22 protein-coding genes and 1 pseudogene are annotated in these 21,804 nt (G+C 60.5%); 8 read left to right on the top strand and 15 right to left on the bottom strand.

The features are described 5' to 3' along the window. Positions 1–377 precede the first annotated feature (377 nt). From HX898_RS13375 to HX898_RS13360, 4 genes are read right to left on the bottom strand one after another with little or no spacing between them, the layout of a single operon-like run. Positions 378–560 carry a hypothetical protein gene (locus tag HX898_RS13375; RefSeq protein WP_025397033.1) on the bottom strand — a complete coding sequence of 61 codons (183 nt, stop codon included), beginning with the start codon at positions 558–560 and terminating at the stop codon, positions 378–380. Between the two features lie 34 nt (positions 561–594). After that, positions 595–2,022 (bottom strand): TRAP transporter large permease subunit, encoded by a 1,428-nt coding sequence (locus tag HX898_RS13370; protein ID WP_138331823.1) that lies wholly within the window; start codon positions 2,020–2,022, stop codon positions 595–597. Further along, positions 2,019–2,666 carry a TRAP transporter small permease subunit gene (locus tag HX898_RS13365; protein ID WP_011649261.1) on the bottom strand — a complete coding sequence of 216 codons (648 nt, stop codon included), beginning with the start codon at positions 2,664–2,666 and terminating at the stop codon, positions 2,019–2,021. The genes HX898_RS13370 and HX898_RS13365 overlap by 4 nt, the downstream gene beginning before the upstream one ends. A 58-nt stretch (positions 2,667–2,724) precedes the next feature. Next, complete coding sequence (locus HX898_RS13360; protein WP_138331822.1) at positions 2,725–3,855, bottom strand: TRAP transporter substrate-binding protein; 1,131 nt, start codon at positions 3,853–3,855, stop codon at positions 2,725–2,727. On the opposite strand from HX898_RS13360, the gene HX898_RS33035 reads away from it, so the two are divergent. Continuing rightward, positions 3,848–4,174, top strand: coding sequence for a hypothetical protein (locus HX898_RS33035; protein WP_210273120.1), 327 nt, complete (start codon positions 3,848–3,850; stop codon positions 4,172–4,174). The genes HX898_RS13360 and HX898_RS33035 overlap by 8 nt on opposite strands. A 286-nt stretch (positions 4,175–4,460) precedes the next feature. Here HX898_RS33035 and HX898_RS13355 read toward each other — a convergent pair whose 3' ends face one another. Further along, positions 4,461–5,618 (bottom strand): acyl-CoA dehydrogenase family protein, encoded by a 1,158-nt coding sequence (locus HX898_RS13355; protein WP_180194860.1) that lies wholly within the window; start codon positions 5,616–5,618, stop codon positions 4,461–4,463. A gap of 165 nt (positions 5,619–5,783) precedes the next feature. Here HX898_RS13355 and HX898_RS13350 point away from each other — a divergent pair, with 165 nt between their 5' ends. Further along, positions 5,784–6,476, top strand: coding sequence for a helix-turn-helix domain-containing protein (locus HX898_RS13350; protein ID WP_180194859.1), 693 nt, complete (start codon positions 5,784–5,786; stop codon positions 6,474–6,476). Between the two features lie 175 nt (positions 6,477–6,651). Here the strand turns inward: HX898_RS13350 and HX898_RS33195 are convergent. Then, positions 6,652–6,793, bottom strand: a pseudogene (locus tag HX898_RS33195) (integrase); the annotation flags it as partial. Between the two features lie 156 nt (positions 6,794–6,949). On the opposite strand from HX898_RS33195, the gene HX898_RS13345 reads away from it, so the two are divergent. Continuing rightward, complete coding sequence (locus HX898_RS13345; protein ID WP_003543626.1) at positions 6,950–7,591, top strand: LysE family translocator; 642 nt, start codon at positions 6,950–6,952, stop codon at positions 7,589–7,591. A 26-nt stretch (positions 7,592–7,617) separates the two neighbouring features. Here the strand turns inward: HX898_RS13345 and HX898_RS13340 are convergent, their stop codons facing one another. After that, positions 7,618–8,049: a hypothetical protein gene (locus HX898_RS13340; RefSeq protein WP_138331819.1), complete on the bottom strand. Its 432-nt coding sequence runs from the start codon at positions 8,047–8,049 to the stop codon at positions 7,618–7,620. 228 nt (positions 8,050–8,277) lie between these two features. Here HX898_RS13340 and HX898_RS13335 point away from each other — a divergent pair, with 228 nt between their 5' ends. The 4 genes from HX898_RS13335 (at position 8,278) to ppa (ending at position 13,832) form a co-directional block, all read left to right on the top strand. Then, entirely contained in the window at positions 8,278–10,365 is a 2,088-nt protein-coding gene (locus tag HX898_RS13335) for a M3 family metallopeptidase (RefSeq protein ID WP_180194858.1), read from the top strand. Between the two features lie 157 nt (positions 10,366–10,522). Then, positions 10,523–12,343 (top strand): translational GTPase TypA, encoded by a 1,821-nt coding sequence (gene typA, locus HX898_RS13330; RefSeq protein WP_113546755.1) that lies wholly within the window; start codon positions 10,523–10,525, stop codon positions 12,341–12,343. Between the two features lie 248 nt (positions 12,344–12,591). Further along, complete coding sequence (locus HX898_RS13325; protein ID WP_003543622.1) at positions 12,592–13,098, top strand: GNAT family N-acetyltransferase; 507 nt, start codon at positions 12,592–12,594, stop codon at positions 13,096–13,098. Between the two features lie 200 nt (positions 13,099–13,298). Next, entirely contained in the window at positions 13,299–13,832 is a 534-nt protein-coding gene (ppa, locus tag HX898_RS13320) for an inorganic diphosphatase (RefSeq protein WP_011653868.1), read from the top strand. Between the two features lie 4 nt (positions 13,833–13,836). Here the strand turns inward: ppa and HX898_RS13315 are convergent, their stop codons facing one another. Beyond that, positions 13,837–14,148 carry a DUF167 domain-containing protein gene (locus HX898_RS13315; RefSeq protein ID WP_180194857.1) on the bottom strand — a complete coding sequence of 104 codons (312 nt, stop codon included), beginning with the start codon at positions 14,146–14,148 and terminating at the stop codon, positions 13,837–13,839. Further along, the gene (locus HX898_RS13310) at positions 14,145–14,435 is read right to left on the bottom strand and encodes a YggT family protein (RefSeq protein ID WP_018448228.1); all 291 of its coding nucleotides are present in this window, start codon (positions 14,433–14,435) and stop codon (positions 14,145–14,147) included. Before HX898_RS13310 ends, HX898_RS13315 begins: the two co-directional genes overlap by 4 nt. A gap of 139 nt (positions 14,436–14,574) precedes the next feature. On the opposite strand from HX898_RS13310, the gene HX898_RS13305 reads away from it, so the two are divergent. Then, entirely contained in the window at positions 14,575–15,825 is a 1,251-nt protein-coding gene (locus tag HX898_RS13305; protein WP_180194856.1) for an MFS transporter, read from the top strand. Positions 15,826–15,917: 92 nt separating this feature from the next. On the opposite strand, the gene HX898_RS13300 is transcribed toward HX898_RS13305, so the two are convergent. The 6 genes from HX898_RS13300 to hemC all read right to left on the bottom strand — a co-directional run bounded on the left by HX898_RS13300 (position 15,918) and on the right by hemC (position 21,747). Continuing rightward, complete coding sequence (locus HX898_RS13300; RefSeq protein WP_180194855.1) at positions 15,918–16,691, bottom strand: glutamine amidotransferase; 774 nt, start codon at positions 16,689–16,691, stop codon at positions 15,918–15,920. Further along, positions 16,660–17,145 (bottom strand): TerB family tellurite resistance protein, encoded by a 486-nt coding sequence (locus HX898_RS13295; RefSeq protein WP_062941301.1) that lies wholly within the window; start codon positions 17,143–17,145, stop codon positions 16,660–16,662. Before HX898_RS13295 ends, HX898_RS13300 begins: the two co-directional genes overlap by 32 nt. A 17-nt stretch (positions 17,146–17,162) precedes the next feature. Further along, positions 17,163–18,791: a heme biosynthesis protein HemY gene (locus tag HX898_RS13290; RefSeq protein WP_180194854.1), complete on the bottom strand. Its 1,629-nt coding sequence runs from the start codon at positions 18,789–18,791 to the stop codon at positions 17,163–17,165. Positions 18,792–18,795: 4 nt separating this feature from the next. After that, positions 18,796–20,034 (bottom strand): COG4223 family protein, encoded by a 1,239-nt coding sequence (locus tag HX898_RS13285; protein WP_180194853.1) that lies wholly within the window; start codon positions 20,032–20,034, stop codon positions 18,796–18,798. 68 nt (positions 20,035–20,102) lie between these two features. Continuing rightward, positions 20,103–20,810: a uroporphyrinogen-III synthase gene (locus HX898_RS13280; RefSeq protein ID WP_180194852.1), complete on the bottom strand. Its 708-nt coding sequence runs from the start codon at positions 20,808–20,810 to the stop codon at positions 20,103–20,105. Between the two features lie 7 nt (positions 20,811–20,817). Further along, the gene (hemC, locus tag HX898_RS13275) at positions 20,818–21,747 is read right to left on the bottom strand and encodes a hydroxymethylbilane synthase (RefSeq protein WP_138389465.1); all 930 of its coding nucleotides are present in this window, start codon (positions 21,745–21,747) and stop codon (positions 20,818–20,820) included. Positions 21,748–21,804 lie beyond the last annotated feature (57 nt).

The raw sequence follows: 21,804 nt of genomic DNA, 5'->3' as shown, positions 1-21,804 counted from the left end.
GGATTGCAACAACAACGGACATCGGCTCGGCTTGGATAGACGACCGCTACGGGGCCGACGGCGGACCGTCCGCTGCGAGGACACCTAGCACGAAAGCGGACATGCGAGGCCTCGGTGCGAAGGTCCGGGATCGGCCCGGAGCAGTCGTAGGCCACGAGTATGACGTACGGCTCGATTTGGCGCTCATCGCGGACGTTGCGCACCGACGCCTTCTCGACGCGAGTTAACCGGAAGTTCGCGTAACGACGGTGCCTCTCGCTTTCACAGGGAGGGGCCATGGGTGATCAATTTCCAAGCCAAGCCCGTAGGTCGATGGACGAACGGGCTTTTTGCAGCGGATTGCCGTCACGAAAGGGCGGCGGTTGAACGATTGCAGTCTATCCAGACGATTTCGACGGGCGGCGCCGAAAGAGCTGATCCCAGATGTCGTACCCCGCAGGGACAATCCCGATCAGCAGTGCAGCGGCCAAATCGAACCGTGGAACAAACGCCAGGATGACCGCGCAGAACGCGACAAGCGTCACGAATGCAAATATTGCAAAAAACCGGCTTCTGTTCATCGGTCTATCCTTTCGGAATGGGCCAGACACTGCGTCATCTCTGTACTCCATAGAGTAGATTCGGCAGCATGTAGACGATGCTCGGGAACAGATAGATGACCACCATGCAGAGAATGACGATCAACATATACGGCATCATGCCGCGGAAGATGTCGGTCAGTTTGACATGCGGAGGCGAGACGCCCTTCAAGTAGTATGCCGACATCGCCATGGGTGGTGATAGGAAGGCCGTCTGCAGGTTGATGGCCACGAGGATACCGAAGAACAGCGGATCGATCCCGAAATGCGGCAGCAGCGGAATGAAGATCGGGATGAAGATGACGATGATTTCAGTCCATTCCAGAGGCCAGCCGAGAATGAAGATGATGATCTGGGCCAGGATCAGGAACATCAGCGGCGACATGTCCAGGCCGGTCACGAAGTCACTGATGAACTGTTGGCCGCCGAGATAGGCGAATACCGATGCGAAGGTCGCCGAACCGACGAACAACCAGCAGACCATCGCGGTCGTTCGCGCCGTCAGATACACCGACTCCTTCAGTCGCTGCCAGGTCAGCGCCCGATAGGCCGCAGCAAGCGCCAGTCCCCCCAATGCGCCGATTGCGGCGGCTTCCGACGGCGTTGCCAGGCCAAAGAGAATGGCACCCAGCACCGCAAGAATCAGAAAGGCGAGCGGCGCGAAGGATGTAAGCATCATCCAGGCGAGTTGGACCGGCGTGTGCTCGCCCACATCTTCTTTCGTTGGCCGCGGCGCCAGTTGCGGCTGCAGGATTGCTCGCACCACGACATAGATGAGATAAAACCCGGCCAGGGCGAGGCCGGGCAGGAGCGCCGCCGCATACATTCGGACAACCGAGATCCCGGAGGTGGCCGCATAGACGATCAGCAGGATGGAAGGCGGGATCAGGATCCCGAGCGTGCCGCCCGCGCAGATCACGCCCGTCGCGTAGCGCACGTCATACTTTGCCTTCAGCATCGCTGGTAGGGCGAGCAGTCCCATCAACGTCACCACGGCCCCGACGATGCCGGTTGCCGTGGCAAAGAGTGTGCAGGTGGCCAGGGCGGCGACCGCCATCGAGCCGGGCACCCGGCGCGTGACGCTGAATAGCGTCGAGAACAGCCGATCGACGATGTTGGCTCGCTCGACGATGTAGCCCATGAACAGGAACAGCGGGATAGCCGTCAGCACGTCGTTCTGGATGACCGAGTAGGTCTGGTTGACGAACAGATCGAAGATCCGGTTGTTGAAGAAACCGCCGATCCAGGTCTCCGCCAGTGTAAAGGCATCGCCGCCGGATTCGAGCGTGCGGTCATAGCCGCGCCACATGCGGCCGGCATCGAAATAGGCATAGTATCCGAAGCCGACACCCAGAGCCATCAAGGTGAACGCCACCGGGAAGCCGAGGAAGATGGTGAGGATCAGGATGAGGAGCATCCCGACGGCGATATGTGCATCCGTCATTGAGCGTCCCGATCCCGTGGTTCACGTCCAGCGTCAAGTTCCCGCGACGGAAGGAAACCCTCGTCCTCGGACTTGAGCACGTCCAGGCTTTTTGTTTCCAGTAGTACCTTTTCGAGTTCTTCGACATCTTCGGCCTGCTTCGGCCATTCGCCCGTCCTTATGCAGAGAATGCAGCGGAAGACCTGCGCCACGCCCTGCAGGAACAGGAGAATGCCGGCGGCGACGATCACGGCCTTGAACTGGAAGATCGGCACACCGGCGGGACTGTTGGAACTGACCTCCAGGTAGCCCCAACTGCGTGCGGCATATTTCCAGCCCGAGAACACCAGCGCGGTTATACCGGGAAAGAAAAAGATGAAGTACAACACCAGTTCCAGCCTGGCCTGCGTGCGCGGTTTCCAGAGCCGGTAGATGAAGTCGCCGCGCACATGGCCATCACGCGAGAGGGTATACGCTCCCGCCATCATGAAGATCGTTCCATAGAGCATGTAGCTCAGATCGAAGGCCCAGGGGGTCGGCGCGCGAAAGAGGTAGCGTGCAACAACCTCATAGCCGACGCCGAAGGCCATGATGAGTATCCCCCACGCGAACACCTTGCCGAACCACGCCGACAAATCGTCGGCGAATGCAATGTAACGGAGCATGCAAGCGCCTCCCTACCTCGATGAGGGACGAGGCCCGGAAATACCGGGCCTTCACCATCTATTTTCCGAGGTTCAATTTTCCAGGGAAATAGTGCTCATAGGCGAGTGCGAGATCGGCGGAGTTCATCAATTCGTAGTACACGACCCTCTCCACCCACTGCCGCTGACTGTCGAGCACCTTCTTCATGAACGCATCCGCTTCAAGCGTGGGGATGATCTCATCCCAGGCCTTCAGTTGCGCATCCAGAATTTCCTTTGGAGTACGGTGCACGGTCACGCCATGTTCGGCCTGGAGTTTTCGAAGGTCGCTTGAATAGTTGTCCATCGCGGACGCTGTATTCGCCGTGCTTGCTGCCTCCACGCCATATTCCAGGATCGCCTGCAGATCGTCGGGAAGGTCGTCAAACACATCCTTGTTGAAGAGGAACTCGAAAGATTCGCTCGCTTGATGGTAGGACGACAGCATGTAGTTCTTGGCGACATCCTGCGAACCAAACCGTATGTCAGAGGAGGGATTGTTGAACTCGAAGGCGTCGATGACACCTCGCTCCATTGCCGGCACGATCTCGCCGCCCGGAAGTTGAGCGACGCTCATGCCCATATTCTGCATGAGATCGGCGGCGAGCCCGACCGTACGATATTTGAGGCCGTTGACGTCGTTCACGGTCGCGACCTGGTTCTTGAACCAGCCGAACGGCTGCGCGGGCATCGGGAAGCCATAGAAGCCGTAAAGGTTCAGCCCCATGATGTCCTGGGTGAGTTCTCGGTAGAGATCCTTGCCGCCACCTTGATGGAACCATCCGAGCATGGTGGTTGCGCTGCCGCCAAATACCGGCCCGGTACCGAAGAGGGAAGCTGCCTTGTGCTTTCCGTACCAATAGACGGGAACGGTGTGGGCTGCGTCGATCACGCCATCGTTGACGCCGTCGAGCACCTGAAACGCGCCGACGACCGTACCGGCAGGCATTAGTTCGAACTTCAGGCGTCCGCCGGACATTCGTTCGACCCGTTCGACGTACTGGCGGGCAAAATCCATCCAGATGTCCGACGCGGGCCAGGATGTTTGCATTTTAATGACGGTGGGTGCCTGGGCCAGCACGGCCGGGGCGGCAAGAGCCCCAACTGCGGTTACTCCAACGAGCGTAGATGCTCCCAGCAACTCTCGACGCGATACTGCCTTTTTGTTCATTGTTCTTCCTCCCTGGATTGTTGTCGAATTCTCCCTGCATTTCCTGGTGGTCTGCCAAGTTGAAGAAGAGGGCTCCCAACCTCTTCGCGATCAGTATCAACAACTGATTGTTCTCATTTGTCAATTATGCACACTTTTTGCAATTCTGACAGACGTTCAAGTGTTGTTGATGGCAGCTTGGGGCTGTGGTCCAACGGCCAAGGCACAGTACCGCTGCTCCGCGTTGTCCGGGCTACCTCAGCGAAAGAAAAAGCTGCTTTCGCCCGTCGACGATGAACTGGAGCCATGTGCTGAACTGGAACCATGTGCTCGTTCTTGATCGCCTTCGTCCCAAGTCGATTAAGCCGACAAGAGCCGACGTCCACACATGGCGCACAGATGTCGTCTCGTCAAACCAATGCTATGGCCGCTTTCGGGGAGCGGCAACAATTGCCTCTATGACCGAGAAGAGGCGCATTGCTGCCGTGGTCGAGGTCGCATATCGGCCCAAAGCGCACAAGAGGTTGCTCTGTCGTCCTTGCTGGCGGGGCTCGTCCATTCGAATTCTGGACGTCAAACTACCCACCTAGCCTATGATTCCGCGGAGTTCGTCGTTGCGCCAGGCGCTAGAAAATCTTCTCGGTGGGAAGTCCGAGTGCGAATGAACCCGCGTATTGCGCCTGGGCTCCGGGCTGCATCGGATGATAGCGAGCGCCCTGTATGTCACGGAAGCAGCGCTCCAGCCCGTTCTCTCGATAGAATGCCGCGCCGCCTGCGACCTCCATTGCAAGCTCCGTCACCTCGATAGCGTGCCGTGCGACCAAGGAACGGCCGATCATAACCTCGTTGACGGTTTCCGCGGACGGTTCGTTTCGAGCAACTACCTCTAACATCCAGCGATGCGCGATCTGTGCGGCCCTCAGAGACGTTTCCATGCGCCCGACCAACCCGATCACATGATCGCTGTTGGCCTTGCTACGGACCATCTTGACTGCGATGTCGCGGGCGCTCTCGGCGACGCCAAGATAGACCGCGTAGATCAGAGGAAACGCGATCATGCCGATGACTTGAAATACTGGATGCCATTGCCCCGCGCTTCTGGAAAATGCGACACTCGCATCCGGCACGAAGAGGTTTTCGATGATGATATCGTTTGACCCGGTTCCCCTCATTCCAAGTGTTCGCCACGTATCCTCTATCGAAACCTCTGGCGATGCCATGGGAACGCCGAAATGAATGACGGAGCGCGCGCCGTCCTGTTCTTCATAAACGGCACCGGTCATCAGGATGTTTCCTGCCGCCGCGCCGGAAGTGAAGCGTTTACGCGCGGTGATCCGGTATCCGCCATCAACTTTCATGGCCTTGCCCGATCCGCCGATCCAGTCCGATCCGCCGCTCGAGAGCAATATGATTTGCTCCGATGCAACACGTCTCAGGAGCGGCTCCACCGCGGCCACCTTTTGATGCCGCCAGCGCCAGGCGGGGATGGCGACTTGATGGGTATGCATGGAAAAGGCAAGCGCAGTGGACCCACATGCACGAGCAATGGATTTGAGCATCTCAGAAAGTTCGGGCACTTCCGCGCCCAGCCCGCCCAATTCGATTGGAACGCCTGCCCGCACGAGTCCAGATTCCTTTAGAAGCGCGTAATTCTCGCCGACGAAGGTGTTGCTCTCGTCGATCGATGCGGCGCGTTGCGCGATGGTGGGCAGGACCGAATTGGTTAGTTCGATAATGGTCCGACCGCCGGCAAGGTTCTGTTTTGGTTCTGTAAGCCCGAGCATATCAATGCCTCCTATCTCGTGAGGATTGAGACTCTGCGCTCGTTTCACAATTGCGGCTAGTACACGAACTGTACTGAACCCCGCCGCCGTATGGCCAGGCAAGGAGCATTTGGCGGACCGGTTGTTTTGCAATATTGTGCCTGATCCAGACCGGTGGAGGTCCTTATGGTAGAGCGTGACGGCTACGGGCAATTCTGTCCAGTATCAATGGCGTCGGAAATCCTCTGCTCGCGGTGGACGACCTTGGTCGTCCGCGAATTCCTTTGCGGATCGACGCGCTTTAATGAGTTGCGTCGCGGTCTACCAAGAATGTCTCCGGCACTCCTATCAAAACGACTGAAAGAACTGGAACAATCGGGCGTCATCACGGTGACAAGGAGTGCGAACGGCATTACCGATTACCAACTCACGGCAGCGGGCGAAGAATTGAGACCTCTGATCATAGGTCTCGGAAATTGGGCTCAACGGTGGATGGAATCGCGACTTTCCTTGAAGAATCTCGACCCTTCTCTGCTCATGTGGGACATGCGGCGGAGCCTCGATACAAGAAGACTTCCGACCCACCGTTGTACGATACAGTTTCTGTACCCGGAACTTTCGGCCGCGCAAAAAAGCTGGTGGCTTGTGGTCGAAAACGGAAAAGTCGATCTCTGCAACTTCGATCCGGGCTATGATGTAGACCTTCTCGTTGAAGGGTCGCTCCGTTCGATGACCGCAATTTGGATGGGCCTCACGACCATTCGTCAGGAAACCGATGCAGAAACGCTGAAACTTGAAGGGGACAGGGTCCTCGCGCGCGACATGCAGGAATGGCTCGGTCTTAGTGTGTTTGCCAAAACCCCCCGGATGAGGGCTTGAACCATCGAAGGCGAGTGGTTCTGACGGATACAGCCCAGCAACGAAGACCCGTCACCCAGCCGGAAAATTGGCACGCACTCCTGCAGAAGCCGATCCCCGCTCTTGGCGCATAGCCGCTCAATCGAACTGCTAAAACCGGAAACGTTTTCCCTAAGAGGCACGGCCCCGCACTCTGTCAAATCTCTGTATGCTCCGCTAGTTCCAACGCATCCTCGATGTCCACACCAAGATACCTGAACCGTGTTCTCGATCTTGGTATGTCCGAGCAGGATCTGGATTGCTCGAAGATTGCCCGTCGCTTTGTAGATCATCGCGGCAGCCGCATCCTTCAACAACGAACAGAAGTCCGCCTCGGGTCGAAAGCCGCCTCCGGTAGCGTTTGCTACCTAATCCCACTCTTCGTGGCAGTGCACCACCCTTGACGGACGGCCGTGATCGCTTAGTCTGCTGTCATCATCCTCCGGAGCATTTCCATGACGCAGTCTTTGCTCTTCGGCGCCTTTCTGGCGGCCCTCTTCTACGTGCTCATTCCAGGCCCCGCCTTCCTGCAACTGCTCGGCATTGGCGCCGGGCAGGGCCGCAAGGCCGGCGCCTTCTTCATGATGGGGCATCTGGTCGGGGACCTCATCTGGTCGTCGCTGGCGCTGATCGCGATTGTCGGCGCAAAGACGATCGGAACCTTGGTCTTCGACCTGCTCGGCCTTGCCTGCGGCTTCTACCTCGCCTGGATCGGCTGGAGCGCCGTCAATGCCAAGCCGAAAGCGGAGGGACAGGCGCTGGTGGTGGTCGAGCGACCGTTTCGCCGCGGTCTGATCTTCGGCGTCACCAATCCGAAGGGTTATCCGGTGGCGCTCGCCACCTTCACCGCACTGGTTGCAGGCTCGGCCGGCGCGCTCGATTTCGAGGCGTTGCCGGTGCTGCTTGTCGTGTCATTCGTCGGTTTCGTGACTGCCGACATCATCCTGATTGGCATCATCGGCGCCGGTACGGTGCGGCGCTTCTATCGTGCCCATGAGCGATTGATCGTGCGCTGCTCCGGCGTGCTTTTCATGGGATTTGCCGCCCAGGCGCTCTGGCACGCAACGCCCGGCCTGCTCGGCTGGCGCAAAGCCTGACCTAGATTTTCGGCATCATGCTCCGATCAGCCATCCAGGAAATTGACGATCGATTTCAGCGTCTGGACCTCATTGGGATCGCCGATCGACATGGCGATCTGCAGCTGATTCTTGTAATAGTCGAGGAAATTGAAGCTGGTGCCGTCGGTGACGCTGGAGAGATCGATGATATTGCCGAGCGGATCGATCGCATGCATCGGCAGCGGTTCGGAGATCGCGGCGTAGGTGCTTTGATCGATCAGGCCACTGTCGAAACCTTGGCGTGCGTAATTGCGCAGTTCTCCAGGGCTGACCGCGGTGAAATCCGGGCCTTCGCCAACATCGTCTTCGATCTGGAACGAGGCCGGGGCGGGAGCTCTGGTCTCGATTTGAATATCAGAGGTCTTCGAACTTTTTGCGTTATTAGGATTGTTTTTAAAAAGCAAACTCTGAGAAGACCGCACAGAAAAAATTTCCATGGCGCATGTCCCCTTACAAGAAGATCACCTGGAAACTAGCGCTTGCGCGTGATTCGCGTCAATCGTTAACGATTGGTTAATTTTCACGTATCAATTGTTGTCCACCAGATTTGGCAGGCGCCCGCCAGATTTGGCAGGCGAGGCAAAAGGTCCTTCCCGGCAACATACCAATTCTATGACGGCTCTCCTATATTGACGATCCATCTGCATGCCAAAAGGAATTCTCCGATGCCTTCTCCACATGATTTCAATCCGGCGCTGGTGACCTGGGACGGTCTTCACGGCTTGCCGCGTTTCGATGCCCTGGATGACGGTGATTTTGCCGCCGCCTTCGAAGCCGCTCTTGCCGCGCATGAAAGGGAGATCGACGAGATCGCCGGAAACGGCGATGCGCCGACATTCGACAATACGGTCGTGGCGCTGGAGATTGCCGGCGATGCGCTGTCGCGTGTCTCGGCGCTGTTCTGGAACAAGGCAGGCGCGCATACCAATGATGTGATCCAGGCGCTGGAGCGGGAAATCTCGCCGAAGATGTCGCGCCACTATTCGAAGATCGGGATGAATGCAGCGCTTTTTGCCCGCATCGACACGCTCTGGGAGAACCGCGAGACGCTTAACCTGACGCTCGAACAGACACGCGTGCTGGAGCGCCACTGGAAAGGCTTCGTCAAATCGGGCGCCAAGCTTGAAAAGGCCGAGCAGGAAAAACTCGCCGCGATCAATGAAAAGCTTGCCGGCCTCGGGACGCAATTCGGCCAGAACGTGCTGGCCGACGAAAAGGCCTGGGCACTGGTCCTTTCCGACAGCGCCGAGCTCGAGGGCCTGCCGGAATTCCTTCGCGACGCGATGGCGGCGGCAGCGCGCGAACGCGGCGAGGAGGGCAAATATGCCGTGACGCTGTCACGCTCGATCATCGAGCCGTTCCTCACCTTTTCGGAGCGCCGCGATCTGCGCGAGCAGGCTTTCAAGGCGTGGGTGGCGCGCGGCGAAAATGACGGGGAGACGGACAACCGCGCCGTCATCCGCGAAACTTTGGCACTGCGCCATCAGGTGGCGACGCTGCTCGGCTACGGCAATTTCGCCGAGCTGAAGCTCGACAATACGATGGCGAAGACGTCGGATGCGGTGAACGGCCTGCTGAGGGCTGTCTGGGCGCGAGCGGTGAAACGCGCCGGCGAGGAGGAGACCGATATCGCGGCGTTGATTGCTGAGGAGGGCCGGAACCACGAGGTCATGCCCTGGGACTGGCGCCACTATGCCGAAAAGATCCGGGCGCGGAAGTTCGATTTCTCCGAAACCGAACTAAAGCCCTACCTGCAGCTCGAGAAGATTATCGAAGCGTGCTTCGACGTCGCCGGCCGGCTGTTCGGCGTCCGGGCCGTCGAGAAGAAGGGCGTGGCCGCCTATCACCCGGATGTCCGGGTGTTCGAAATCAGGGACCGCGAAGACAAGCTCGTCGCCCTGTTCCTCGGCGATTATTTCGCCCGCAGTTCGAAACGATCAGGCGCCTGGATGAGCTCGCTGCAATCGCAGCACAGGCTGGAGCTGAAGAACGGCCGCCACGGCGAATTGCCGATCATCTATAATGTCTGCAACTTCGCCAAGCCGGCTGAAGGCAAGCCGGCGCTGCTGTCGCTCGACGATGCCCGCACGCTGTTCCACGAATTCGGCCATGCGCTGCACGGCATGCTTTCGAACGTCACCTATCCCTCGGTTGCGGGCACCGGCGTTTCGCGCGATTTCGTCGAGCTGCCGTCGCAGCTCTATGAGCACTGGCTGACGGTGCCCGATATTCTGAAGCGTTATGCCGTGCATGTCGAAACCGGCGAGCCGATGCCGCAGGCCTTGCTCGACAAGGTGCTTGCCGCCCGCACCTTCAATGCCGGCTTCAATACCGTCGAGTTCACCTCGTCGGCGCTGGTCGACATGGCGTTTCACACGAGAACGACCGTCGAGGACCCGATGGCGGTGCAGGCCGAGGTGCTGGCCGAGATCGGCATGCCGAAATCGATCGTCATGCGCCATGCGACGCCGCACTTCCAGCACATCTTTTCCGGCGGCTATTCGGCCGGCTATTACTCCTACATGTGGTCGGAAGTGCTCGACGCCGACGCCTTTGCCGCCTTCGAGGAGACGGGAGACGCCTTCAACAGCGAGATGGCGCGCAAGCTCAAGGACAATATCTATTCCGTCGGCGGTTCGGTCGATCCGGAAGACGCGTACAGGGCCTTCCGCGGCAAGCTGCCGAGCCCGGATGCGATGCTCGTCAAAAAGGGACTTTCGACCTTCGAGGAATTGACAGGCAGCGACGCCTAAGGCAATTTGATGACACGCTATGATGCGGCGGGGCGACAGCCTTGCCGCAGCTTTTGCGCGTTCCCCCCTTTCGCAAACGCAAAAAAAACTGTATGGACGCCCCAAACTAATAGGCGCGTCCTCTAGAGCGTGCGCCCCAGCCTCAGAGATTTCACATATGTCACTTCGCAATATCGCGATCATCGCGCACGTTGACCATGGCAAAACGACCCTGGTGGATGAGCTTCTCAAGCAGTCCGGCTCGTTCCGCGAAAATCAGCGTGTCGCTGAACGCGTGATGGACTCAAACGATCTCGAAAAAGAACGCGGCATCACCATTCTCGCCAAGGCGACCTCGGTGGAATGGAAGGGTGTCCGCATCAACATCGTCGACACCCCCGGCCACGCCGACTTTGGCGGTGAAGTCGAGCGCATTCTCTCGATGGTGGATGGCGCGATCGTTCTCGTCGACTCCTCTGAAGGCCCGATGCCGCAGACCAAGTTCGTTGTCTCCAAGGCGTTGAAGGTCGGTCTTCGTCCGATCGTCGCGATCAACAAGATCGACCGTCCTGATGGCCGCCACGAGGAAGTCATCAACGAAGTCTTCGATCTTTTCGCCAATCTCGACGCGACCGACGAGCAGCTCGACTTCCCAATCCTCTACGGTTCCGGCCGCGACGGCTGGATGAACGTCAATCCGGAAGGTCCGAAGGATCAGGGTCTTACGCCGCTTCTCGACCTGGTGCTCAAGCATGTTCCGGAGCCGACCGTCCACGAAGGTCCGTTCACGATGATCGGCACGATCCTCGAAGCCAACCCCTTCCTCGGCCGCATCATCACCGGCCGTATCAATTCCGGTTCCATCAAGCCGAACCAGGCCGTGAAGGTTCTCCACGCCGACGGCAAGACGATCGAAACCGGCCGTATTTCCAAGATCCTCGCCTTCCGCGGCATCGAGCGCACGGCAATCGACGAAGCGCATCAGGGCGATATTATCGCGATCGCCGGCCTTTCCAAGGGCACGGTCGCCGACACCTTCTGCGATCCTTCGATCACAATACCGCTGCCGGCGCAGCCGATCGATCCGCCGACCGTCACCATGTCCTTCATCGTCAATGATAGCCCGCTGGCCGGCACCGAAGGCGACAAGGTGACGAGCCGCGTCATCCGCGACCGTCTCTTCAAGGAAGCGGAAGGCAACGTCGCCCTGAAGATCGAAGAAGCCGAAGGCAAGGATTCGTTCTACGTGTCCGGCCGCGGCGAACTTCAGCTCGCCGTTCTCATCGAAACCATGCGTCGCGAAGGCTTCGAGCTTGCTGTGTCGCGTCCGCGCGTCGTGATGCACAAGGATGAAAGCGGCCAGCTTCTGGAGCCGGTCGAAGAAGTCGTCGTCGACGTCGACGAAGAACATTCCGGTGTCGTCGTGCAGAAGATGTCCGAGCGCAAGGCCGAAATGGTCGAGCTGCGTCCGTCGGGCGGTAACCGTCTCCGCCTGCGTTTCTACGCGCCGACCCGTGGCTTGATCGGCTACCAGTCGGAGCTGCTGACGGATACGCGCGGTACGGCGATCATGAACCGCCTGTTCCACGACTACCAGCCCTACAAGGGTGTGATCGGTGGCCGCGTCAACGGCGTGCTGCTCGCCAACGCCCCCGGCGAAGCCGTCGCCTATGCGATGTTCAATTTGGAAGATCGTGGCCCGATGATCATCGAGCCGGGCGAAAAGGTCTATGCCGGCATGATCATCGGCATCCATTCGCGCGACAACGACCTTGAAGTCAACGTCCTGAAGGGCAAGCAGCTCACCAACATCCGCGCCGCCGGCAAGGACGAAGCGGTGAAGCTGACGCCGCCGATCCGCATGACGCTTGATCGCGCGCTCTCCTGGATCCAGGATGACGAGTTGATGGAAGTGACACCGAAGAATATTCGTCTGCGCAAGATGTATCTCGACGCAAACGATCGCAAGCGTTTCGAAAAGACGAAGGCGGCTCTCTGAGCGCCATTCAAAGTGCTGCAGCGTCTTGGGTCTCTCGAAAAGAGGCGCGGCGCTGGAGAGAAATCCTTAAAAACCCCGGCCTTCGCGCCGGGGTTTTTTTATTGTGCGCCGCGTCGATTCCGTCTTGTGACAATCGTTAAAAAAGCGTTAACTTTTGATCGTCGTCCACATATCAAGTCTGTGGGCAATCGATCACAATGCCTCTGTGCATATGGTTAGTTGCCTTCGGCGGGACCAGAGTAAACGTTATGAAGACGTTGTCGATCGATGTCCGGCGGGCCGAGCCGCAAGATGCCCGAGCCATATCGGAAACACATAGGCTTGCCTGGCAACACACCTATGCAGGCATCATTCCGCATCGCGCACTGACGCAGATGATCGAGCGGCGCGGCGAAAGCTGGTGGCGCAAGGCAACGCGCGGACCGGCGACGCTGCTGGTTCTCGATGTTGCCGGGACAGTCGCCGGCTACGCGACGCTCGGCCTCAATCGCGCCCGCGCTCTGCCGCAGGAAGGCGAGATTTACGAGCTTTATCTTCGGCCTGAGTATCAGGGCATCGGCCTTGGCAGGATGCTGTTCGGCGAGGCGCGCCGGCTCTTGAAGTCGCTCGGCTGCAACGGGCTGGTCGTCTGGTGCCTCGAGGATAACGAGACCGCCAGCCACTTCTACCGCAATCATGGCGGCGTCGATTTCTGCGAAGGCATGGAAAGTTTCGACCACAGGCAATTGAAGAAGATCGGCTTCATCTGGAGCTGAACGACCATTCAAGGTGCCACAGTGCCCTCGGCGTCTGAAAAGACGTGCGGTACTGGAGTCGGCGTTCGCCTATCTCCTATTGGAAACTTTTGATGTGAATGCGGGCCAGTGCAGTCAAGCATTGGCGCTGTGCGATGTTGCGTTGCCACATGAAACTGATTATCTGGCTGCCAGCACATTCAACCTCGCGGGAGTTTCTTATGCGCATCGACGCCATTTCAATCGGTAATAATCCACCTGAGGACGTCAACGTTATCGTCGAGGTTCCGGTCGGCGGTCATCCCATCAAGTATGAGATGGACAAGGAAGCCGGCACGCTGGTGGTCGACCGTTTCCTCTATACGCCGATGACCTATCCGGGCAATTATGGTTTCGTGCCGCATACGCTGTCGGAAGATGGCGACCCGATCGACGTGCTGATCGCCAGCACCCGCCCGCTGGTTCCCGGCTGCGTCATCAATGTGCGCCCGATCGGCGTCCTGAAGATGGAAGACAATTCCGGCAAGGACGAGAAGATCATCGCCGTGCCGTCGCCGAAGCTGACGCTGCGCTATGAGAAGGTGAAGGACTACACCGATCTTCCCGAGATCACGCTGAAGCAGATCGAGCATTTCTTCGAGCACTACAAGGATCTGGAACCCGGCAAGTGGGTGAAGATTTTCGGCTGGGGCGACTCCAAGGAAGCAGGCGAACTCATCCTCGAAGCCGTCGAGCGGGCCAAGAAGAAAGGCTGATCGCTCAGCCTAAAAATATCTCGAGCTTTTTTACCAAATCCTCCGGATCGCCGTCGATCCGGAGGATTTTTTTGCGCGTGGTCTCGCCCGAGATGAGGCTGACGCTGGATTTGGGAATGCGCAGGGATCTTGCGATCAAAAGGATGAGCGCCTTGTTGGCCTTGCCTTTCTCGGGCACGGCAGTGACGCGTGCCTTCAGGAAAGCTTCGCCCTCGCCGTCAGCCTCAACGCCGTCGAGAGCATCACGCCCGCCATTCGGCGTCAACCGGACGGCGAGGCGCAGATGGTCATCGAAAAGGCTCCAGGGACGGCTCAAGCGACCAGCGGGTACAGCGTGGTCCAAAGCAGGGTGCGCAGGAAGAAGATGATCAGCAGCAGGATGATCGGCGAAATATCGATGCCGCCAAGGTTCGGCAGCAGGCGGCGGATCGGCTTCAGCACCGGTTCGGTGACATTATAGAGGAATGTGCCGACCGAATTGACGAACTGATTGCTGGAATTGATAACATTAAAAGCATAGAGCCAGGAAAAAATGGCACTGGCAATCAGGATCCAGGTGTAAATATTCAAAGCCAAATCAATGGTTTGAAACAGCGCAAACATCATCGTCTCCAATTCGTTGTTGACAGACATGTAGACATTGGCGACTAAACGGGCAAGTGCCGTGTGGAAACGCACGGTGAATCATGTTTAACGGGCGGCTTTACAGCTCTTCCGGCGCCCGTCTCCTCGGAAAACATCCATGTCGTTTTCGCCCACCGGAGACCGTTTTGCCGCGTTCCGGCATTCGTCCTACACGCGGTTCTTCTTCGCGCGCTTCCTGCTTTCCTTCTCGCAGCAGATCGTCAGCGTCGCGGTCGGCTGGCAGATGTACGACCAGACGGGCAGTGCGATCTATCTCGGCTTGATCGGTCTCGTGCAGTTCCTGCCGTCGCTGCTGCTCATCCTCGTCACCGGTTCGGTGGCCGACCGGTACAATCGCCGGGCGATCGCCTCCCTCTGCTCGCTGGTGAGCGCGCTCTGCACGCTGGCGCTGCTCGTCATGACTTTGATGGGAAGTTTCACGCCGCTGCCTGTCTTCGCGGTGCTTTTGATCTTCGGCATCGAGCGCGCCTTCATGTCGCCGGCAGTGCAGTCGCTGGCGCCCAATCTGGTGCCGGAGGAGGCACTCTCCAATGCGATCGCCTGGAATTCGTCGTCCTGGCAGCTCGCGGCAATCACCGGGCCGGTGTTCGGCGGCCTGCTCTACGGTGTCAGTGCGCCGACTGCCTATACGGTGGCGGTGATCTTTTCCGTGCTCGGTGCCGCCCTTCTCTACATGATCCCGAAACCGGTACAGAAGACGACGGGCGAGACCAAGAGCTGGGCGATGATCCTCGGCGGCTTCAGTTTCATCCGCACCGAAAAGGTGGTGCTCGGGGCGATCTCGCTCGATCTCTTCGCCGTGCTGCTCGGCGGGGCCACGGCGCTGATGCCGATCTTCGCACGCGATATCCTCACCCTCGGTCCCTGGGGCCTCGGACTGCTGCGCGCCGCACCGGGACTTGGCGCCATCGTCATGGCGATCTTTCTTGCCGCCTATCCGCTCAGACATCGCGCCGGCATCTACATGTTCATCGGCGTTGCCCTGTTCGGCATCGGAACGATCATCTTCGGCATATCGACCAACACCGAGGTCTCGATCGCTGCGCTGGCGCTGATGGGAGCGGCCGACATGGTGTCGGTCTATGTGCGCGAGAGCCTGATTGCGCTCTGGACGCCGGATCAGCTGCGCGGCCGCGTCAATGCGGTCAATATGGTCTTCGTCGGCGCTTCGAACGAACTCGGGGAATTCAGGGCGGGCACGATGGCGGCGATCTTCGGCGCGGTGCCGGCGGTCGTCATCGGCGGGGTCGGGACGCTTGTCGTGGCGGCGATCTGGGCGTCGAGTTTCCCCAAACTGCGCCGGATCGACACGCTCGACGCGCCCAGCGCATCGTCGGAATCGGTTTAAGGAAAGGCTCTAAGCGCGACGCGCTTTATTCTAACCTTTGTTTTGTCACAATTCCGGACGGAAAACCGCTTCGCACTTTTCCTGGAATTGCTTTAGGCGCGAAGAGCGATAGAGGACGCTGCCTTCGCCGTCTTTCCCTCGAAGACGATGTCGAGAAATTCGGTCAGCCAGGCTTTCAGCGGCGCGTCGAAGAGCATGCGGCCTTCGAGATGTTCGCGGCCCTGCTGGGCGTTCGGCAGGATGAAGCGATGGGCGCCATGCACGACCCAGCGATGCATCATCACCCGGGTCAGTTCGGCGTGGAATTGCAGGCCCCAGGCGTTGCCGTCGTAGCGAAAGGCCTGGTTCGGATAGGCATCGCCTTCCGCCAGCAGGTCGGCGCCGCGCGGCAGCTCGAAGCCCTCGCGGTGGAAATGGTAGACCATCTTCGGCCAGTGCATCAGCAGGCGACCCTTCTCGGTCGGGTGCAGCGGATACCAGCCGATCTCCGTCGAGCCGTCGGCATTCGACTGCACCTTGCCACCGAGATGACGGACCAGCATCTGCGCGCCGAGGCAGATACCGAGATAGGGGCGCTTTTCCCGCAGCGGAATGTCGATCCAGTCGATCTCCTTCTTGACGAAGTCATCGGGATCATTGGCGCTCATCGGCCCGCCGAAGACGACGGCGCCGGCATGGTCTTTCAGTGTTGTCGGAAGCGGCTGGCCGAGAACCGGGCGACGGATATCGAGGCGGTAGCCCTTTTCGACGAGCAATTGGCCGACACGGCCGGGGCTCGATCGCTCCTGATGCAGGACGATGAGGATCGGGCGGCTGTCGCGGTTCGGGTTTTGCTCAGTCGGCATCATCTTGCGCAACCTGGACATCTGTCACCCTGGCGGCGGCCTCCTGCCGCTTCTGGATGCGCTCGCGCGAGGAGACGCCGAGCAGATCGGCGATACGCCAGATCACATGGTCTTCCATCTCGCTGCGTTCGCCATCGGCATAGACGATGTCCCAGAGGATGCCGATCAGCTCCAGCCGTTGCTCGGTATTGAGATGGCGCTTCAGGTCGGCGGTAAAGCGATAATAGTCGACGGCGGAGCTTTCTGCCTCGAGGCCGGCGGCCATCAGAGCATCGAGCTGCTTGCCATCGAGCGCATACTGCTCCTTCAGGAGTTTGCGCAACCGTTTCTTCTCGCTGGCTTTGATCTGGCCGTCGGCCTCCATGACCTGCATGCAGAGCGCCGCCACTGCGATACGGGGATCGTCAGGGGCAAAACCTTTCTTCGGGTTGTCGGCGGTGAGCTTCTGGAAAAATGCCTGAAAGCGTTCGAACATGCGGTTTTCGTTCCATTTCAAAAAAGGCGGAGCCGTGTCTTGGGTTCCGGTTCCACCCTGGGATCGCGAACGCCGGGATCATCCGGCAGTCCGCCAAAGAAAGGTTTTGCCTCGCTTGGCGCCGGCGCTTTATCGCTCACGGCCGGTTCGACGGGTTTCGGTTTTGCCGATGTCGGTGCTGGTGCCGGTGCAGGCGTGGGGCGCACAGCCTCGGCAATCGTCGCGGCGCGTTCCAGCTCAATGATGCGATGGTCGTTGACCGGGCTTTCCGGCTTAACGTCACGCAGTGGCGGCAATGTCTTCAAAGCCGTTTCGATCGAGGCTGGCGCCGAACCGTCTTCGAGTGCACCCTCGATCTGGCCGAAGGGCGCCTTCCATTCGAAGGCGTCGAGACGGCCGGTCACCGGCGACACCGGCAGCCACTTGTCGGATACGAAGCCGTCTGCCACCCAGGCCGGATCGCGCGGCGCCTTGAGCGCCTGGGCCAGCCAGTGGCGCACGCGGCCCTGGTCTCCGGTCTCGGCTTCTTCGATGTCGGCCAAAAGCAGGTAGGCGGCTTCACGCGGCTGCATGCGCGCCGCCGCTTCCGCCTTGGCGCGAGCTTTGGCGAATTCCTGCGCGTCGAGGGCTGCCTGGGCGACGACGAGAAGGGATTCGACATTGTTCGGGCGCTGCCCTTCCAGCCGCTCGGCGCGCTTCAGCCGGTCGAGCGTCGAATCGCCGCTGCGGGCCCTGACATAGGCTTGGCCGATCTCGGGATGAGGTGCCGATTTCCATGCCTGTTCGAGGATCGAGGCGGCCTTGCGCACGCCGCCTTCGCGGAACAGCGCCCTTGCGGCGATAAGGGCTGCCGGAATGAAATCGGCGGCAAGCTTCAGCGCCTGCAGAGCGTCGTCGCGGGCACCCGTCGGGTTGCTTTCCAGCTTCTCGCCGGCGCGCGCCGTCAGGAGGACGGCGTGCAGACGGTTGGCTTCGGCCTTTTCGACGACGCGGGCGGCCTTTTGCTGTTCGAGCAGGCGGATCGCATCATCCCAGCGGCCGGCCTGGCTGCGATATTCGAGCGTCGCCTGTGCGGCCCAGGGCAGATATGGCGCGTTGTCGGCTGCCTTTTCGGCATATTGGCGGGCGGCCTCGTTGGCCCCGAGACGGCGGGCTTCCAGGTAGAGGCCGCGCAGACCGAGTTCGCGCGTCTCGGGATCGTTGGCCATGGCCTCGAACTTGGCGCGCGCCTCATCATGGCGACCTTCGATCAGGGCGGCCTGGGCCTCGAGCAGGTTGATCAGCGGTTCCTGATCGGCGCGGATGAGGCCGCGCGAGCGGGCGGCCATCTTGCGGGCAAGCAGCGCGTTGCCGGCGCCGGCGGCGATCAGGCCGGTCGACAGCGCCTGATAACCGCGGTCCCGCTTGCGGGCGCGGAAATAACGCGTCACCGAATGCGGCGAGGTCCAGACCAGGCGGACGAACCACCAGGCGATCATCACGGCGGCGACGAGGGCGATGATCGCGCTGGCGGCGACGATCAGCTTCGTCTGGTAGATCTGGCCCTCCCAGATCAGCGAGAGGTCACCGGGACGATCGGCGAGCCAGGAGAAGCCATAGGCAAGAAGCAGCACGAAGAGGGCGAAGACGACAAGGCGGATCAGCATGGTCTTACCCCTCCTTGCCGGTGCCGGAGACCGCTTTCGACAGCGCCCCGCCGACCAGTTCCTCGACGCGGATGCGCGCTTCGAGCGATTGTTTGAAGGCGGCGGACGCCTGTTTACCGAGGGCAGGCAGGCTGTTCCATTCGGCGGATGCGCCGGGCAGGTCGCCGTTCTTCACCTTCTCCTCCATGCGGGCGGCGATGGCTTCGACGCTTTCGCCCTCGATATTGCCGACGGGACGGACACTCACCAGCGACTTGGCGCTCGACATCAGCCGGTCCGACCAGCTCTGGTTCGGATCCGGCTGGTTGACGGCTTCGACGATCGCGGTGGCGACATCGGGAACCTCGCCCACCAGCTCGGTGCGTGAGGGAATGCCGGTCTCGGCAAAGGCTCTAAGGTCGGCGACGGCTGGATCGTCAGGCGCGACGCCGGCGAAGGTGTCGAGTTCGGCCAGGAACGGGCCACCGCGATCGATCGCCGCCTTCAGGGCGGCAGCGGCGATCGCCCGGGCAACGGCGACGTCCTCGCGCGGCTCGTTCAGCTTCTTTTCGGCCTCTTCGAGGCGCTTGGCGATATCGGCGCCGTTCGTCGTCTGCTGCTCGGAAGACTGGGCAAGCGTCGAGCGCAGTTGGTCGACCTGACCGGTCAGTTCTGCAATCTTCTGGTTGAGTGCGTCGACATTGACAGAATCGGCCGGCGCGACGGCCGCGGGAGCCTTTGCAGCCGTTTCCAGCACAGCGACGCGTTTCGCAAGCTCGCCGTCATCTGTGCTCACCGGATTGGCGGCAAGGTTGGCGACGGCCTGTTTCAGGCCGTCGATCTCACCGGCAAGATCGGCTGTCTCCGGCGAGGTCGTCTGCGGCGCGGAGGAGCCCGGGAGGTAACCCGCATACTGGATGGCGCCGGCGCCAAGCAGCGCCACGAGGCCGCCGAAGATGCCGGCGGCAATGAGGCCGGAGGTGCCGGCGCTCTTCGGCGCGGGCTGTTCAGGAGGAGGGGTGAAGGAAGGTTCTGGAGCTGCCGGTTCCTCCTCCGGCGCATCCATCACAGGCTTCTCTTCATGTTCGGCATGCGACGCAGTCTCGGTTTCGGGCGCCAGGCCGACATCGCCGGTGGTGCTGTCGGCATCGCCGGCTGCAGCGGCGAATTCCTGTGCATCGAGGTCGATCGTGACCGGTTCGTCGGCGCTCTTCGAATGGCGTGGCGGGTTTCCCGATACCATGAGGTCCTCTTTATCCTGCATTGCAACGAAACTAGACAGTGATGCCAGTTAAGGGAAGAGGTTAGATCAAATTTGGGCGGCTAGAGCCTTCAAAGCAGCGACAGAAGACTTTTCTCATCCGCCATCGGTGAAATCTCGACGCTTTTTTTCAGAGCCGTCGGGATGGCTTGCGCCACCGCCTCGCTGAGGCAGAGAAGGCGGGCTGTGCTGTGTTCCGGCGGCGCCAACCGCGGCTCCGGCAGACGAAAAAAATCCTCAGCCGTCTGGCGGGAATAGAAGAGGATGGCGTCCGGGTAACCGTTAGCAAAGATCGCGTCGATCTCGGCGGGATCGGGGACGGTCGGCTGCATGCGGTAGCATTCGGCGACGGAAAAATGGATGCCGAGTTCGCGCAAACCTGATTCGAAACTTTCGGCGCGGGGCCAGCCGGCAAGATAGAGCAACCCGTCGGCGCCCCGCGCCGCGACGAGATCGGCGAGATCACGGCCGTTGCCCTGGGATGAGGCGACCGATCGGAAGCCGAGGCTGCGCGCCTCTTGCGCCGTCGTTTCGCCGACCGCAAAAAGCGGACGGGCAAGATGCGGGTGAAGTTGCTCGCCGAGCGCGGAGAGGACCCTGATGGCTTCGGCGCTGGTCACCGCGATTGCGCCACTGGTGGTTACGAGCGCGGCTAGAGCGGCGGCGCTGTCGTGCAGCGGCCGACGCAGCGGCAGCAGCAGAGGCTCGTGGCCCATATCGCGCAGACGTTGTGCGGTTCTAGTTGCCGAATGCGCGGGGCGGGTGACGAGCACGCGCATGGCCGCTTCAGTGCCAGTCGTCGAAAAAGGCGCTGCCGGCCCTGGCGCGCACGTCCTGGCCGGCGCGGGTGCCGAGTGCTGCCGCATCGCGGCGGTGGCCGTCGGTCGTCACCGCATGCTGGCTGCGGCCGTCGGGTGTGATGATGAGGCCGGAGAACCGGATCAGGTCGCCTTCGCAGACGGCATAACCGCCGATCGGCGTGCGGCAGGAGCCGTCGAGTGCGGCGAGGAAGGCGCGTTCGCAGGAGACGGTGTCGAAAGTCGGCGCGTCGTTGACCGGCGCCAGCAGATCGTCGACCCTGGCATCGCCGATGCGGCTTTCGATGCAGATCGCTCCCTGCGCCGGCGCCGGCGGGAAGGTGTCGGGGTCGAGGATGTCGGTCAGCACGTCGACCTTGCCGAGGCGTTTCAGGCCGGCAAGCGCCAGCAGGGTCGCATCCACCTCGCCCTCTTCGAGCTTGCGCAGGCGGGTTTCGACCAGGCCGCGGAAGGTGATGACATTGATATCCGGCCGCATCCGGCGGATCAGCGCCTGGCGGCGGAGCGAGGATGAACCGACGGTGGCGCCATGCGGCAGGTCGATCAGTTTGCGTGCGGTGCGGCCGATGACGGCGTCGCGGATATCTTCGCGCGGCAGATAGGCGGAGAGATAAAGCCCCTCGGGCAGCTTCGTCGCCATATCCTTGGCGGAATGCACGGCGAAATCGAGCTCGCCGGCGGTAAGCTTCTGTTCGAGCTCCTCGGTGAACAGGCCCTTGCCGCCGATCTCGGCCAGCGACCGGTCGGTGATGCGGTCGCCCTTGGTCGTCAGCACGACGATCTCGAACATGTCCTCGGGCAGATGATGCGCCGCCATCAGCCTGTCGCGGGCTTCATGCGCCTGGGCAAGCGCCAGCGGGCTGCCTCGCGTGCCGATCCGGAAAGGTTTTGTTTGCATCCGTTCTATTCCGTTGTTACCGGAGTTCTCGTAAACGGGTTTCCATCCCATCGCAAT

This window comes from Rhizobium sp. WYCCWR 11128 (assembly GCF_013416305.1).
GTDB classification, from domain to species: Bacteria; Pseudomonadota; Alphaproteobacteria; order Rhizobiales; family Rhizobiaceae; genus Rhizobium; species Rhizobium indicum.
Note: the sequence above shows the minus strand (reverse complement) of the source record. Positions and strands in the feature narration are given on the sequence as shown.